At 32.3% G+C, this 16,747-nt stretch carries 14 protein-coding genes; 11 read left to right on the top strand and 3 right to left on the bottom strand.

The window, feature by feature from the left end; all coding sequences use genetic code 11:
- The first annotated feature begins 218 nt into the window (after positions 1–218).
- Positions 219–2,033, top strand: coding sequence for an acyltransferase family protein (locus NST64_RS08925; protein ID WP_049418711.1), 1,815 nt, complete (start codon positions 219–221; stop codon positions 2,031–2,033).
- A 298-nt stretch (positions 2,034–2,331) separates the two neighbouring features.
- A complete protein-coding gene (clpB, locus tag NST64_RS08920; protein ID WP_002448161.1) occupies positions 2,332–4,941 on the top strand; it encodes an ATP-dependent chaperone ClpB in 2,610 nt (869 codons plus the stop codon).
- 101 nt (positions 4,942–5,042) lie between these two features.
- Here the strand turns inward: clpB and NST64_RS08915 are convergent, their stop codons facing one another.
- Complete coding sequence (locus NST64_RS08915) at positions 5,043–5,243, bottom strand: DUF2929 family protein (RefSeq protein WP_002448243.1); 201 nt, start codon at positions 5,241–5,243, stop codon at positions 5,043–5,045.
- Positions 5,244–5,468: 225 nt separating this feature from the next.
- On the opposite strand from NST64_RS08915, the gene NST64_RS08910 reads away from it, so the two are divergent.
- A complete protein-coding gene (locus NST64_RS08910) occupies positions 5,469–6,410 on the top strand; it encodes a beta-ketoacyl-ACP synthase III (protein WP_002455533.1) in 942 nt (313 codons plus the stop codon).
- 13 nt (positions 6,411–6,423) lie between these two features.
- On the top strand, positions 6,424–7,668 hold the full coding sequence (gene fabF, locus NST64_RS08905) for a beta-ketoacyl-ACP synthase II (protein WP_049418714.1): 1,245 nt from the start codon (positions 6,424–6,426) through the stop codon (positions 7,666–7,668).
- A gap of 53 nt (positions 7,669–7,721) precedes the next feature.
- Here fabF and NST64_RS08900 read toward each other — a convergent pair whose 3' ends face one another.
- Entirely contained in the window at positions 7,722–8,099 is a 378-nt protein-coding gene (locus NST64_RS08900) for a DUF3899 domain-containing protein (RefSeq protein WP_049418716.1), read from the bottom strand.
- Between the two features lie 231 nt (positions 8,100–8,330).
- On the opposite strand from NST64_RS08900, the gene opp3b reads away from it, so the two are divergent.
- The 5 genes from opp3b to NST64_RS08875 are packed head-to-tail and all read left to right on the top strand — an operon-like array spanning position 8,331 to position 14,056.
- Positions 8,331–9,257, top strand: coding sequence for an oligopeptide ABC transporter permease (gene opp3b / locus NST64_RS08895; RefSeq protein ID WP_107632200.1), 927 nt, complete (start codon positions 8,331–8,333; stop codon positions 9,255–9,257).
- Positions 9,257–10,321 carry an oligopeptide ABC transporter permease gene (gene opp3C, locus NST64_RS08890; protein WP_002448155.1) on the top strand — a complete coding sequence of 355 codons (1,065 nt, stop codon included), beginning with the start codon at positions 9,257–9,259 and terminating at the stop codon, positions 10,319–10,321. The genes opp3b and opp3C overlap by 1 nt, the downstream gene beginning before the upstream one ends.
- A gap of 17 nt (positions 10,322–10,338) precedes the next feature.
- Positions 10,339–11,424: an ABC transporter ATP-binding protein gene (locus tag NST64_RS08885; RefSeq protein WP_002448182.1), complete on the top strand. Its 1,086-nt coding sequence runs from the start codon at positions 10,339–10,341 to the stop codon at positions 11,422–11,424.
- Positions 11,411–12,361 (top strand): ABC transporter ATP-binding protein, encoded by a 951-nt coding sequence (locus NST64_RS08880; protein WP_002448126.1) that lies wholly within the window; start codon positions 11,411–11,413, stop codon positions 12,359–12,361. Before NST64_RS08885 ends, NST64_RS08880 begins: the two co-directional genes overlap by 14 nt.
- Before the next feature lie 27 nt (positions 12,362–12,388).
- Positions 12,389–14,056 (top strand): peptide ABC transporter substrate-binding protein, encoded by a 1,668-nt coding sequence (locus tag NST64_RS08875; protein WP_107632201.1) that lies wholly within the window; start codon positions 12,389–12,391, stop codon positions 14,054–14,056.
- Between the two features lie 50 nt (positions 14,057–14,106).
- Here the strand turns inward: NST64_RS08875 and trpS are convergent, their stop codons facing one another.
- The gene (trpS, locus tag NST64_RS08870; protein WP_002448051.1) at positions 14,107–15,096 is read right to left on the bottom strand and encodes a tryptophan--tRNA ligase; all 990 of its coding nucleotides are present in this window, start codon (positions 15,094–15,096) and stop codon (positions 14,107–14,109) included.
- A 268-nt stretch (positions 15,097–15,364) separates the two neighbouring features.
- On the opposite strand from trpS, the gene spxA reads away from it, so the two are divergent.
- The gene (gene spxA, locus NST64_RS08865) at positions 15,365–15,760 is read left to right on the top strand and encodes a transcriptional regulator SpxA (RefSeq protein ID WP_002448146.1); all 396 of its coding nucleotides are present in this window, start codon (positions 15,365–15,367) and stop codon (positions 15,758–15,760) included.
- A 198-nt stretch (positions 15,761–15,958) separates the two neighbouring features.
- The gene (gene mecA / locus NST64_RS08860) at positions 15,959–16,678 is read left to right on the top strand and encodes an adaptor protein MecA (protein ID WP_002455531.1); all 720 of its coding nucleotides are present in this window, start codon (positions 15,959–15,961) and stop codon (positions 16,676–16,678) included.
- The last annotated feature ends 69 nt before the right edge of the window (positions 16,679–16,747 follow it).

Below are 16,747 nucleotides of genomic sequence, written 5' to 3'. Positions count from 1 at the left end.
ATGAATTTATATTTTATTTAATTGTATATCAAGTTTTCAGTCAACTTAGTATAAAACACAGAATCATATTATACAGTGTATTAAATTCATAGACTATAGAATGACCAATCATACATATAAACTTCTATAATTAACTTTATTGTTATTCTGATTTTAGTGCTTTTATATCTAATGAATTTATTGAAAATTTATTATTTAATAGGGAAAGAATGTGAACAATGAAACAAAATTTAGAAAAGGGCGTGCATGATAAAACAAAAATGCGCTATATGCCTGGTTTAGATGGTCTAAGAGCAATTGCCGTATTAGGCATCGTTATATATCATTTGAATAGAAAGTGGCTAACTGGAGGTTTTATTGGTGTAGATACTTTCTTCGTTATTTCAGGATATTTAATTACAAGTTTACTTTTGAGAGAGTATGAAGAAAAAGGAATTATTAATCTTAAACAATTTTGGATTAGACGCATAAAACGTCTACTGCCAGCGGTGATAGCTTTATTAATAACAGTAGGTATTGCAACCTTATTATTTGAACCTCAACAAATTATTAGAGTTAAACATGATATTATTGCAGCGCTATTTTATGTTTCAAATTGGTGGTATATCGCTAAAGACGTTAACTATTTTGAACAATTTTCATTCATGCCTCTTAAACATTTATGGTCTCTTGCTATCGAAGAACAATTTTATTTATTTTTCCCATTCATTTTAGTGATATTATTACTTACGATTAAAAAATATCGTAATGTGACACTTATATTTTGGATAGTATCATTGGCCTCTTTATTAGAAATGGTCATTATATCACAACCAAATGTGGGATATTCGCGTGTTTATTTTGGTACAGATACTCGTTTACAAACATTATTATTAGGCGTCATATTGGCGTTTGTTTGGCCACCATTTAAATTAAAAGCTAATCCACCACAACGATTACGTCGTGCAATAGATGGAATTGGTATAGGTAGCCTACTTATCTTAATTATTTTATTCTTTACTGTTAACGACGATAGTGATTGGATATACAATGGTGGGTTTTATTTGATATCTTTAGTGACATTATTTGTTATTGCAAGTGTCGTTCACCCATCTACAATGATTGCTAAATTTCTAGGACATCCTTTGTTAGTGTATATCGGAAAACGTTCATATAGTTTATACTTATGGCATTTCGCCGTCATTAGTTTTCTACATATACATTTTGTTGATGGTCAATTACCAATATATGTATATATCTTAGATATACTATTAACTGTGGTGTTTGCGGAATTATCTTATCGTTATATTGAAACACCATTTAGACGTGAAGGGTTAAGCGCATTTTCTTTTGACCGATTACGTAGACCTAAATTTATAAGAACAATAGTTACTATCATAGCTGTGATTCCATTGCTATTAATATTTATGGGTGCATTTGATCGATTTGGAAAAGATGAAATTGCAAATAAAGCAAACAGTTTTAATACAAGTACTGCTGATAAATATTTAGTTAAAATGATGCCCGGTGAAAATATTAAGTTAAATGGACAAACAAGTAAGAGTGAGAATAAAGATAAAGTTTACACCAATATCAGCCCATTACTTATTGGCGATTCAGTTATGGTAGATATTGGTGAAGAATTTAAATCTCAAGTTCCTAAAGCAACTATAGATGGTAAAGTAGGTCGCCATTTACAAGAAGCTTTGATAGTTGCAAATAATTATACTAATTATAATAAACCATCAAATCAAGTTGTATTAGAACTTGGTACAAATGGAGATTTTACTCAAGATGAGCTTGACCAACTTATTAGTAAATTTGGTAAAGCCAAAATATATTTAGTTAATACAAGGGTACCGAGAAGCTGGCAAGATAATGTAAATAAACAACTTTCAGACGCAGCTAAACGACATAAAAATGTTGTTTTAGTAGACTGGTATAAACGTTCTGCCGGTCATACTGAATATTTTGCATCTGATGGTGTGCACTTAGAACATAGTGGGGTACAAGCATTGTCGGACGAAATACTAAAAAATATGACTAAAAAATAAATAATTAAAAAGGATTAACTAGTTGAGGATGCTCACAAAGTTAATCCTTTTTTAATATTTATGAAAAAATTAAGGTAACAATGTTTAAATAGTAAGGTGATATGATAAATAATGAGTGAAACGTAAATAAATTGCTTGATATGATAGGATTTATTGAATTGTTAAAAAGATGAGTAAAAGTGTTGATTAATTAGCAAAGAAGGTCTATAATGTAATTAAGGTCAAAGAAAGTCAAAGTCAAAGCCAAACAAAGAAGTATTTGACCATACTCTTATACAAAAAGTAGGGGTGAATAAATTTGGATATCAATCAAATGACTTATAAAGTACAAGAAGCTTTGCAAAAAGCAATTGAATTAAGTAAAGAAAATGAATTACAAAATATTGAAATTGAAGCAATACTAAAAGGAACTTTAGAAGAAGACGAAAGCTTGTTTAAAAGTATTTTAGAACGTGCAAATATAGACACTGATCAATTAAATCAAGCGTATAGTGAAAAATTGAAACACTATCCATCAGTACAAGGAGATAATGTGCAATATGGACAATATATTGGCTCAAAAGCAAACGAATTATTAAATAAAGCTGAGTCATATATGAAAGAATATGAAGATGATTATATCTCAATGGAACATATTTTACGTGCTGCTATGGATATTGATGAAACAACACAACAATTTGTAGGAAATAAAGAAGAAGTAGTCAAAGAAATTATTACTAAAGTTAGAGGGGGAAATCATGTGACTTCACAAAATCCAGAAGTAAATTATGAAGCTTTAGAGAAATATGGTAGAGATTTAGTAGAAGAAGTTCGCCAAGGCAAAATGGATCCAGTTATTGGTAGAGATGAAGAAATTCGTAATACCATTCGAATTTTAAGCCGTAAAACTAAAAATAACCCAGTATTAATTGGAGAGCCTGGTGTAGGTAAAACTGCAATTGTAGAAGGATTAGCACAACGTATTGTGCGTAAAGATGTGCCAGAATCATTGCTAGATAAAACTATTTTCGAATTAGATTTAAGTGCATTAGTTGCAGGTGCAAAATTTAGAGGTGAATTTGAAGAACGTCTTAAAGCAGTACTTAAAGAAGTGAAAGAATCAGATGGACGTATTATCCTATTTATTGATGAAATTCACATGTTAGTTGGTGCTGGTAAAACAGATGGTGCAATGGATGCTGGTAATATGTTAAAACCAATGTTAGCTCGTGGTGAATTGCATTGTATTGGTGCTACAACATTGAATGAATATCGAGAATATATTGAAAAAGATTCAGCCTTAGAACGTCGATTCCAAAAAGTAGGTGTAAGTGAACCTGACGTAGAAGATACAATTTCAATCTTACGTGGTTTAAAAGAACGCTATGAAGTTTATCATGGTGTGCGTATTCAAGACCGTGCTTTAGTAGCAGCAGCAGAATTATCAGATCGTTATATTACTGATCGATTCTTACCAGATAAAGCAATTGATTTAGTCGACCAAGCATGTGCCACTATCCGAACAGAAATGGGATCAAATCCAACTGAATTAGACCAAGTTAATCGCCGTGTTATGCAATTAGAAATTGAAGAAAGTGCATTGAAAAATGAATCAGATAATGCAAGTAAACATCGATTAGAAGAATTACAAGAAGAACTTTCAAATGAAAAAGAAAAACAAACGTCATTACAATCTCGTGTAGAACAAGAAAAAGAAAAAATCGCGAAAGTTCAAGAAAAACGTGCTGAATTAGATCGTAGTCGTCAAGCTTTAGAAGATGCGCAAACAGAAAGTAATTATGAAAAAGCGGCAGAATTACAATATGGTACGATTCCACAATTAGAAAAAGAATTAAAAGAATACGAAGAAGCTTTCCATGATGAACAAGGCGATAATGAACGCATGATTCGCGAAGTTGTTTCTGATGAGGAAATTGGAGATATTGTAAGCCAATGGACAGGTATTCCAGTTTCTAAATTAGTCGAAACAGAAAGAGAAAAATTATTAAACTTAAGTGATATCTTACATGAACGTGTCGTAGGGCAAGATAAAGCGGTAGATCTTGTGTCAGATGCTGTAGTGAGAGCACGTGCAGGTATAAAAGATCCTAATCGTCCAATAGGTAGTTTCTTATTCTTAGGTCCAACTGGTGTAGGTAAAACAGAATTAGCTAAATCACTCGCTTCATCACTATTCGATTCTGAAAAACATATGATTCGTATTGACATGAGTGAATATATGGAAAAACATTCTGTTTCTAGATTAATTGGTGCGCCTCCTGGTTATGTAGGCCATGATGAAGGTGGTCAATTAACTGAAGCGGTAAGACGTAACCCATATTCAGTTATTCTACTCGACGAAGTTGAAAAAGCGCATAGTGATGTATTCAACGTGTTACTTCAAATTTTAGATGAAGGGCGTTTAACTGATTCTAAAGGTCGTAGCGTAGATTTCAAAAATACAATTATTATCATGACAAGTAATATCGGTTCACAAATATTATTAGAAAATGTTAAAGATTCTGGTGAAATTACTGAAAGCACTGAAAAAGCAGTTATGGATAGTTTACATGCATTCTTTAAACCAGAAATCTTAAACCGTATGGATGATATTGTATTATTTAAACCATTATCTATAAATGATATGAGTATGATTGTAGATAAAATTTTAACTCAATTAAATATTCGATTAATGGATCAACGTATTTCAATTGAAGTATCAGACGAAGCTAAAAAATGGTTAGGTGAAGAAGCATACGAACCACAATTTGGTGCTAGACCACTTAAACGTTTTGTACAACGTCAAATTGAAACACCACTCGCTCGTATGATGATTAAAGAAAATATGCCAGAAGGTACAAAAGTAAATGTTGATCTTAACGATAGTCAAGAATTAACATTTGATGTACAAAAACCTTTAGCTGAATAGTATATAAAAAGGCATTGGAAAGCAAAGCTTTCCAATGCCTTTTCTTATTATTAAACTTGTTAAGAGCATTATATTACTCCAAACACGTAATGCAATACCATTTAGACGTCTCTATTCCCTTTACGAGCGAAATCATTAGGTTTAATCATAGCACTTAAAATGGCAATAGCAATGGTAATGATGATTGCAATAATAATTGGTTTAATCACATCTAAACTACCGCCACCATTTAAACTATTAAGTACAAAGTTAACCATTTGTGTTAAGATTAACGCCCAAATAAAAGTTACGAGGTATTTCATATATATGACCTCCAATTTATATATATTATCATTTTAAAGTAAAGTGAATTATTTGTATAGTATTAGTAGAGAATGTATAAAAATTTGTACCAATTTTTATATGAGTTATTGACTCGTGACTGTTTAACAAAATCGTTTAAGAAAGTTTAACTACTTGAGTTAGATTTAAAAAGTATGTTAAATTAATACCTGGTATTAAAAAATGAAGTGAGAAGGTGTACGTTCATGAACGTAGGTATAAAAGGTTTTGGTGCTTATGCGCCTGAAAGAGTAGTCGATAACGCCTATTTTGAAGGTTTTTTAGATACGTCTGATGAATGGATTTCAAAAATGACTGGTATTAAAGAAAGACGTTGGTCTCGTGACGATCAAGATACGTCAGACTTAGCATATGAAGCAAGTAAGAAAGCAATTGAAGATGCTGGTATTAAACCGAATGATATAGATATGATTATTGTAGCTACAGCAACTGGAGATATGCCATTTCCATCTGTAGCTAATATACTACAAGAAAAATTAGGTACTGGTAAAGTGCCTACTATGGATCAACTTGCTGCATGCTCAGGTTTCATGTATTCAATGATTACTGCAAAACAATATGTTCAATCTGGAGACTATAAAAATATTCTAGTAGTGGGTGCGGATAAATTATCCAAAATCACTGACTTAACTGATCGTTCAACCGCTGTATTATTTGGAGACGGTGCAGGTGCAGTAGTAATTGGTGAAGTCTCAGAAGGACGAGGTATTATTAGCTATGAAATGGGCTCAGATGGGTCAGGTGGAAAATACTTATATTTAAATAAAGAGACTGGTAAACTAGTAATGAATGGACGCGAAGTTTTTAAATTCGCTGTAAGAATTATGGGCGAAGCGTCTACACGTGTAGTTGAAAAAGCTGGTTTAGAATCTGATAATATTGATATGTTTATACCACATCAAGCAAATATCAGAATTATGGAATCAGCACGTGAAAGATTGGGTATTGAAAGAGAAAAAATGAGTGTTTCAGTTAACCGTTTTGGAAACACGTCAGCTGCTTCGATTCCTTTAAGTATTCAACAAGAGTTAGAAAATGGAAGAATTAAAGATGATGACACTTTAGTACTCGTAGGTTTCGGTGGCGGCCTAACATGGGGCGCTATGGTAATCAAATGGGGTAAATAGGAGGATTTAATGTATGACTGAAAACAAAAGAGTGGTAATTACAGGCATGGGTGCATTATCACCTATTGGAAACGATGCCCAAACAAATTGGGAAAATGCCTTAAAAGGTGTCAATGGAATTGATACAATTACACGCGTTGATACTGAAGAATATAACGTTCACTTAGCAGGTGAATTAAAAGACTTTAATATTGAAGATCATATTTCGAAAAAAGATGCGCGTCGCATGGATCGTTTTACACAATATGCAGTAGTAGCGGCAAGACAAGCTGTAGAAGATGCTAATTTAACTATCAATGACGATAATGCTAATCGTATCGGTGTATGGATTGGTTCAGGTATTGGTGGAATGGAAACATTTGAAGTTGCACATACAATACTGAAGAATAAGGGACCAAGAAGAGTTAGTCCTTTCTTTGTTCCAATGCTTATTCCTGACATGGCTACTGGCCAAGTTTCAATTGATTTAGGTGCAAAAGGACCTAATGGTTCAACTGTTACTGCTTGCGCCACAGGTACAAATTCTATCGGTGAAGCATTTAAAATCATTCAAAGAGGTGCTGCTGATGCTATGATTACTGGGGGTACTGAAGCACCTATTACGCATATGGCACTTGCAGGATTCAGTGCAAGTCGTGCATTATCAACAAACGATGATAAAGAAACAGCTTGTCGTCCTTTCCAAGAAGAACGTGATGGATTTATCATGGGTGAAGGCGCTGGTATCTTAGTCATTGAATCATTAGAATCAGCACAAACACGTGGCGCACAAATTTACGCTGAAATTGTAGGATATGGTTCAACTGGAGATGCTTATCACATTACTGCACCAGCACCTGAAGGCGAAGGTGGTTCTCGTGCAATGCAAGCGGCTTTAGATGATGCAGGTATTGAAGCTAAAGATATTCAATACTTAAATGCACATGGTACAAGTACGCCAGTAGGTGACTTGTATGAAATTAAAGCGATTAAAAATACATTTGGAGATGCAGCTAAAAACTTAAAAATTAGTTCAACTAAATCGATGACAGGACATTTATTAGGTGCTACTGGGGGAATTGAAGCAATTTTCTCTGCATTATCTATTCGTGACTCTAAAGTTGCACCGACGATTCATGCAGATTCACCAGATCCAGAATGTGACTTAGATATTGTTCCTAATGAAGCACAAGATTTAGAAATTGAATATGCAATGAGTAATAGTCTAGGTTTCGGTGGACATAACGCAGTATTAGTATTTAAAAAGTTTAAAGATTAAAAATTAAGTTAAGAGTAGAAAACCATGCAATAATATGCATGGTTTTTTTACGTTTATAGAAAAATTGAAATAAGAATAGTCAAAATGAAGTAAAATGCACATAGTATTAGAGCAGGTAGTAACCATGTTGAAATGGTATAATGCTCTTTTTTTACTTGTTTTGGATTGAAAAAGTCATCGTTCTCTAAAGTTTTTTTCTTAGAGCGAGAAGCGAGTTGATAACGCATGCGTCTAAAACCAAAACTTGTAGCATCAAATATACCTTCTTGTACAAGGAGAATTAAAAATAACAATATAAATAATACAAGTGATATATAAAATAAGATATCAACAAATGAGACAAAGGAATGTTGAGTTACGAACATCCAAAGTAAAAAAGTACATATAAGTGGCAAAAAGAGCCATATAAACCAAGTTTTAATATTGTTCATGTATACCTCCAACCTTCTTATCTATATAGTCTAATTTACTGTAAACTTACTATAAATAAAATCTAAAATATATATTCTTTTAAATAATATATATAAAAATTACACTTATATTAAGAAAATGTAAAATTATATTGCAATTTTATGTAAAAAGTATATATAATGTGTATAAATATTTCTGAAAATTTTGAAGGGAATGTTAATTTTGAATATTTAGTAAAGGGGGACTATATGATGACGCGATATATATTAAAACGTTTGGGATATATGGTTTTATCGTTATTTATTATCATCACAATTACATTTTTCTTAATGAAAATGATGCCTGGATCACCATTTAATGATGTTAAATTAAGCGCTGAGCAAAAAGCAATTTTAAACGAAAAATATGGATTAAACGATCCAGTAGCAGTGCAATATCTTCATTATTTAAAAAATGTAGTAACTGGGGATTTTGGCTATTCGTTCCAATATCATAATCAACCAGTTTGGTCATTAATTAGACCTAGATTGATTCCTTCTATGGAAATGGGTATTACTGCAATGATTATTGGAGTGATTTTAGGTTTAATTTTAGGCGTAGCAGCTGCTACGAAACAAAACACTTGGGTAGACTATACAACTACTGTTATTTCAGTTATAGCAGTATCAGTACCTTCATTCGTCTTAGCAGTACTATTACAATACGTTTTTGCAGTACGTTTAAGATGGTTTCCAGTGGCAGGATGGGAAGGATTTTCAACTGCAGTGTTGCCTTCCTTAGCATTATCAGCAAGTGTAATGGCCACAGTAGCTCGTTACATTCGAGCTGAAATGATAGAGGTACTAAGTTCTGATTACATATTATTAGCAAGAGCTAAAGGTAACTCGCCGATAAGAGTCCTTTTTGGGCATGCATTAAGAAATGCATTAATTCCTATTATTACAATTATTGTTCCAATGTTAGCCGGTATTTTAACAGGGACTCTGACTATTGAAAATATCTTTGGTGTACCCGGTTTAGGGGACCAATTTGTTAGATCGATTACAACAAATGATTTCTCAGTTATTATGGCTACTACAATTTTATTTAGTACATTATTTATCGTTTCAATTTTTATCGTAGATATTCTTTATGGTGTAATTGATCCAAGAATCCGTGTACAAGGAGGTAAAAAATAATGCCTGAAAATTTTAATAAACCATTTGATGATCATTCAAATGCAGCGATGTCACATACCTCTGAGGGAGCGGTTGGGACGGATTTTGTTATTAGGGAACTCGATTTAAATAAAGAACCAGAAATACAACGTGAAAGTAAAAACTTCTGGCAAGATGCTTGGACACAGTTGAAAAGAAATAAACTAGCTATTGTCGGTTTGATTGGACTCATTTTAATTGTCATTCTTGCATTTGTAGGACCAGCATTTAGTAAACATGATTATGCCGAACAAGATGTTACTAGACGAAATTTACCTGCTAAAATTCCAGTACTAGATCAAGTACACTTTTTACCTTTTGATGGAACAGGAGCAGATGGTAAGAGCGCTTATAAAGAAGCGGGCGTGAAAGAAAACTTTTGGTTTGGTACAGATCAATTAGGTCGTGATCTTTGGACTAGAACATGGAAAGGTGCTCAAATTTCATTATTTATTGGCATTGTAGCTGCTGCACTAGATATCTTTATAGGGGTCGTTTATGGCGCTATTTCAGGATTTTTTGGGGGACGTGTTGACAATGTGATGCAACGTATTTTAGAAATTATAGCATCTATTCCTAATCTTATTATTGTTATTTTATTTGTATTGATATTTGAACCATCTATTTGGACGATTATTTTAGCTATGTCTATCACCGGATGGTTAGGTATGAGTAGAGTAGTGCGTGGTGAATTTTTAAAACTAAAAAGTCAAGAATTTGTAATGGCTTCAAGAACATTGGGAGCTTCAAAATTTAAATTAATTTTTAAACATATTTTACCAAATACACTAGGTGCCATTGTAGTAACATCTATGTTTACTGTACCAAGTGCAATTTTCTTCGAAGCATTTTTAAGCTTTATTGGTATAGGGGTACCTGCACCGAAAACATCACTTGGTTCACTCGTAAATGATGGACGAGCAATGTTGTTAATACACCCACATGAATTATTTATTCCAGCTACAGTATTAAGTTTATTAATCTTATTCTTTTACTTATTTAGTGACGGATTACGCGATGCATTTGATCCAAAAATGCGTAAATAACAAAGGAGGCAAAATCTATGTCAGAAAGAGTGTTAGAAGTGAACAACTTGCATGTTTCCTTTGATATTACTGCCGGGGAAGTGCAAGCGGTTAGAGGAGTAGATTTCTTTTTAAATAAAGGGGAAACATTAGCGATTGTCGGAGAATCAGGTTCTGGCAAATCTGTAACAACAAAAGCAATTACAAAATTGTTCCAGGGTGATACAGGGAGAATTAAAAAAGGAACAATTAATTTTTTAGGGGAAGATTTAGCAATTAAATCTGAAAAAGAATTAAACAAACTTCGTGGTAAAGATATTTCTATGATATTTCAAGACCCTATGACGTCATTAAATCCTACGATGCAAATTGGTAAGCAAGTCATGGAACCTTTAATAAAACATCGTCATTATAGTAAATCTGAAGCAAAGAAACGTGCACTTGAAATTTTAAATTTAGTAGGACTGCCTAATGCAGAAAAAAGATTTAAAGCATATCCCCATCAATTTTCTGGGGGACAACGTCAAAGAATTGTTATTGCAACTGCCTTGGCATGCGAACCTAAAATTTTAATTGCAGATGAACCAACGACAGCACTTGATGTAACAATGCAAGCACAGATTTTAGATTTAATGAAAGAATTACAACAAAAAATTGAAACATCTATTATTTTTATTACACATGACTTAGGGGTAGTAGCAAATGTGGCTGATAGAGTGGCTGTTATGTATGGTGGGCAAATGATTGAGACTGGACATGTCGATGAAATCTTCTATGATCCAAAACATCCATATACATGGGGATTATTATCTTCAATGCCTGATTTAACGACAAGTAACGAGACAGAGTTAATTGCAATTCCAGGTACCCCGCCTGATTTATTACATCCACCAAAAGGTGATGCATTTGCAAGACGTAGTCAATATGCACTAGACATTGACTTTAAGGAAGCACCACCATGGTTTAAAGTATCGCCTACTCATTATGTGAAATCATGGTTGTTAGACGAACGCGCCCCAAAAGTTGAACCACTGGAAATGGTGAAAAAGAGACAACGTCAAATGCCTAATAATTACGACAAACCACGTCGAGTAGAAAGGGTGTCGTTCAATGGAGAAGAGTAAAAAAGTATTATTAGAAATAAAAAATTTGAAGCAGTATTTTAATGAAGGCAAACGTAATGAAGTTAGAGCAATAGAAAATATTTCATTTAATATTTATAAGGGAGAAACATTGGGATTAGTAGGAGAATCTGGATGTGGGAAATCTACAACTGGAAAAGCAATTATTAAACTAAATGATATTACAGATGGTGAAATTCTTTACGAAGGACAGGACATCCAGAAGATTACTAAAAGAAAAGAGTTATTAAATTTCAATAAGAAAATTCAAATGATTTTTCAAGATCCATATGCATCTTTAAACCCACGTCTAAAGGTCATGGATATTGTAGCAGAAGGTATTGATATTCATAAGTTAGCAAGTAATAAAAAAGATCGTAAACGTCGTGTATATGATTTGCTAGAAACAGTAGGTTTAAGTAAGGAACATGCGAATCGTTATCCTCACGAGTTCTCTGGTGGACAACGTCAACGTATAGGAATTGCTCGTGCGTTAGCTGTAGAGCCTGAGTTTATTATTGCAGATGAGCCTATTTCTGCATTGGATGTGTCTATTCAAGCTCAAGTAGTGAATTTAATGCTGAAATTGCAAAAAGAACGAGGTATTACTTTCCTATTTATTGCCCATGATTTATCAATGGTTAAATATATTTCTGATCGTATAGCAGTAATGCATTTTGGAAAAATTGTAGAATTAGGAACGTCTGACGAAATTTATTATCATCCTTTACATGATTATACTAAATCACTGTTATCTGCTATCCCTCAACCTGATCCTGATAGTGAAAGAACAAGAAAACGAATTGTGTATGAAGAAGATGAATCTAAAAATGCAGAACGTAGACTGCAAGAAATTAGACCTAATCATTACGTTTTTGTAACAGATGAAGAAGCAGTACGTTTAAAAGAACAAGATCAAACTCATCTTCAACATAATTAAGTCTGAGGAAGGGAGGACAACATTAAGATGAAAAAGATAAATTTTAAAGTGATTTTAGGATTAATCGTGACAACTTTGCTACTTAGTGCATGTGGGAAAAGTGGCGGATTATATGATGATAGCGGTCAGACTTATCGAGTAGCAACGTCATCAGATATGAATACTCTGGATACCGTTTTGGCAACTGATACCGTTTCTTTTACAATTTATAATCAAGTTTTCGAAGGATTATATACATTAAATGGAAAAGATGAAGCAATTCCAGGAATAGCTAAAGGTGATCCAAAAGAATCTAATAATGGAAAAACATTAACGATTAAATTACGTAAAAATGCAAAATGGTCAAATGGAGATCCAGTTACGGCACATGATTTTGTATTTGCTTGGAGAAAAGCTGTAGATCCAAAAACGGCTTCAGAATATGCATACATAATGTATGATATTAAAAATGCAGAAGATATTAATTTAGGTAAACATGGAAAAAAACCAAAGGATTTAGGTATTAAAGCCTTAGATGATTACACATTAAAAATTGATCTTACTAAACCTATTCCATATTTTAAACAAATGCTAGCATTTGGTACATTTATGCCACAAAATGAAAAAGCAGTTAAAAAATACGGTGATAAATATGGAACAACTGCTGAAAAAGTAGTATATAATGGTCCGTTTAAAGTGAGTAAATGGGCAGTAGAAGATAAAATTGTGCTGACCAAAAATGATAACTATTGGGATAAAAAGTCTGTTAAATTAGATAGAGTAAATTATAAAATTTTGAAAGATACTCAAGCTGGGGCATCACTATATGATACTAATTCGGTAGATAGTGCAGGTATCACGTCTGAACAAGTCGATAAATATAAAGATAATCCAGGTCTATTCAAACGTTTAATAGCATCTACTTTCTTCTTGAAAATGAATGAAAAACAGCAACCAGAGTTCAAAAATAAAGATATGCGTTTAGCAATCGCACAATCTGTAAATAAAAAAGATTATGTTAATGAAGTTCTAGGAACAGGTGCTAAACCTTTTGATGGTTTCACTGCACGAGATACTGTTAAAACACCTGAAGGAAAAGATTATGCAAGTACTGTTAAATCACCTTTAAAATTTAATCCTAAAGAAGCCAAACAACATCTGAATAAGGCGAAAAAAGCTTTAGGAAAAGATAAATTCACTTTTACTTTAAATACTGAAGATACACCAGATTCAAAAATTTCTGCAGAATTTATTAAATCTCAAATTGAATCTAATTTACCAGGTGTAACAGTTAAAATTAAACAATTACCATTCAAACAAAGAGTAGAAGCAGAATTATCAATGAATTATTCAATGTCATTATCAGGTTGGGGTCCTGACTATCCAGATCCAACTACATTTTTAGATACAATGACTACTGGCAATGCTCAAAATAATATTGGATGGGGAAGTAAAGAGTACGATAATTTATTAGAAAAAGCGAATGGAGAATTATTGCAAAAACCTAAAGAACGTTTTGCGACGATGAGACAAGCTGAAGAGCTATTTTTAAACGATGCACCCGTAGCTCCAATTTATCAAAAAGGAACAGCTACATTAAGAAATCCACAAGTAAAAGGTATAGAATATCATCAAATAGGTGGAGATTATTCACTTAAACATGTATATATCGATAAATCAATTGATCGTGAAACAGGAAAAAAGAAAGATAACTAAAATAAGACCACGAGTAATTTACTTATACTCGTGGTCTTTTTTATAATGATTTATCTCTTACGTCCTAAGCCCATTGCACGTTCCATTTTTTTCAATGTTTTAAAAGAAGCTTTTTGAGCTTTGTCACGTCCCTGATCTAAGATGTCATCTAATTTATCTGAATTATAAAATTCGCTATATTTTTCTTGGAAATGTACTAAAAAGTCTTTAACAACTTCTGATAAATCCGTTTTGAACTTTCCATATCCTTCATTCTCATACTGTGTTTCAAGATCTTTAATTGATTTATCAGTTAAACTTGAATAAATAGTCAATAAATTAGAAATTCCTGGTTTATTGTCTTTATCAAATTTGATAATACCATCTGAATCAGTTACAGCACTTTTAATTTTTTTCGCTGCAACATTTGGTTCGTCTAGTAATGAGATAAAGTTTTTTTGATTATCATCACTTTTACTCATTTTCTTTGTTGGGTCCTGTAAACTCATTACACGTCCACCAACTTTTGGCATGCGAATTTCTGGTTTAACTAATATATCGTTATAACGACTATTAAAACGTTCTACTAAATTTCTAGTAAGTTCCATATGTTGTTTTTGGTCTTCACCTACGGGCACAATATTTGTATTATAAATAACAATATCAGCTGCCATTAAAGGTGGATAAGTTAATAAACCAGCTGGAATACCATCTGTACGTTTTTGTGCTTTATCTTTATATTGCGTCATACGTTCAAGCTCACCAACACTTGAAATAGTCGTTAACATCCAACCGGCTTGAACATGTGCTGGAACTTCTGATTGAATAAATAATGTTGATTTATCTGGATCAATACCTGAAGCTAAATAAATTGCTGCTAACTGACGAATTTGTTTACGTAATTTGATTTTATCTTGTGGGACGGTAATCGCATGTTGGTCTACAATACAAAAGTAACAGTTGTAATCGTTTTGTACTTCTGCAAATTGTTTTAATGCACCAATATAGTTACCTAATGTAGGTATCCCACTTGGCTGTATTCCTGAAAATAATGTCTCCATATAGATGCCTACTTTCTTTAAAAATAATTCATTTTAACTAGATTATAACAGTATTTTTTTAAATTGTAAGTTATGTTATAATAGAGGCATATATGAGAGATTAGATTTTGTATAGGAATTTTTAGAAAATTTGAAATTTCTCAGAAAAATTAGGATTTTCTCATTTAATTTTAATGTTAACATATTATACTTATAATATAAGCTTAAGACAAATTAGTATAATTATTAATATAATGAATAATATTTATTCAATAGGAGAGTGAGATGTATGGTAACATTATTTACATCACCAAGTTGCACATCTTGCCGTAAAGCGAAAGCATGGTTACAAGAACATGATATTCCGTATACGGAGCGTAACATTTTTTCTGAACATTTAACAATTGATGAAATTAAACAAATTTTAAAAATGACTGAAGATGGAACAGATGAAATTATTTCAACTCGTTCTAAAACTTATCAAAAATTAAACGTAGATATTGATTCTTTACCACTACAAGATTTATATACGATTATTCAAGATAATCCTGGACTATTACGTCGTCCAATTATTTTAGACGAAAAACGCTTGCAAGTTGGATATAACGAAGATGAAATCAGACGTTTCTTACCTAGAAAGGTTCGTACTTTCCAATTACAAGAAGCGCAACGTTTAGTCGACTAATATTTAAAATTTAAAAACCTATTATTTAACAGCACTGGCTTAGCTATAGTGCTGTTTTTTATAATAAAAAAAGGGAATATAATATGATATAGTGTCCTATTTAAAATAGTGAAATTTAATCAAACAAATAAATTGTAATTTAACTTACGTTCTAATACAATATGGTTACTATTCATCGACTGTAAGGAGTGAGATGATATGAGAATAGAACGCGTTGACGACACAACTGTGAAATTATTTATCACTTATGGTGATATTGAAGCAAGAGGATTTAGTCGTGAAGATTTATGGACAAATCGTAAGCGTGGTGAAGAATTCTTTTGGTCAATGATGGACGAGATTAATGAAGAAGAAGATTTTGTGGTTGAAGGACCTCTTTGGATTCAAGTACATGCATTTGAAAAAGGTGTGGAAGTCACAATCTCTAAATCTAAAAATGAAGAAGCAATGAACATGTCAGATGATCATGCAAATGAGCAATTTGAGGAACAAGTGAATGAATTGCTAGCTAACACATTAGAACAAGAAGAAAGTATTGAAGATTTATTTGAACAACGTGCACAACAAAAACAAGCACATAAATCTAAACGTAAACCATCACAACAACGTTCTAGTTTAAGAACAATTATTGTGAAATTCGAAGACTTAGAAGAAGTCATTCATTACGCTTATCATCATAATCTATCTACAGATGAGTTTGAAGATTTATTGTATATGAGTGATTCACATTACTACTATGCAATTCACTTCGATAGTACTGTTAGCCAAGAGACAATTAATGATAGCTACAGTCAATTACTTGAATTCGCTTATCCTAGTGATAAAACAGAAGTGTATTTAAATGATTACGCTAAAATTATTATGAGTCATAATGTTACTTCACAAGTACGTCGTTATTTTACTGATTCAGTAGAATAATATATAACGATTAATCGAGAGTAGAGAAGAAATTTAAAATAAATTTCTTTTCTACTCTCTTTTTTAAAA

Origin of the sequence: Staphylococcus sp. FSL W8-1268 (assembly GCF_038003965.1) — a bacterium.
Taxonomy (GTDB): domain Bacteria; phylum Bacillota; class Bacilli; order Staphylococcales; family Staphylococcaceae; genus Staphylococcus; species Staphylococcus hominis.
Note: the sequence above shows the minus strand (reverse complement) of the source record. Positions and strands in the feature narration are given on the sequence as shown.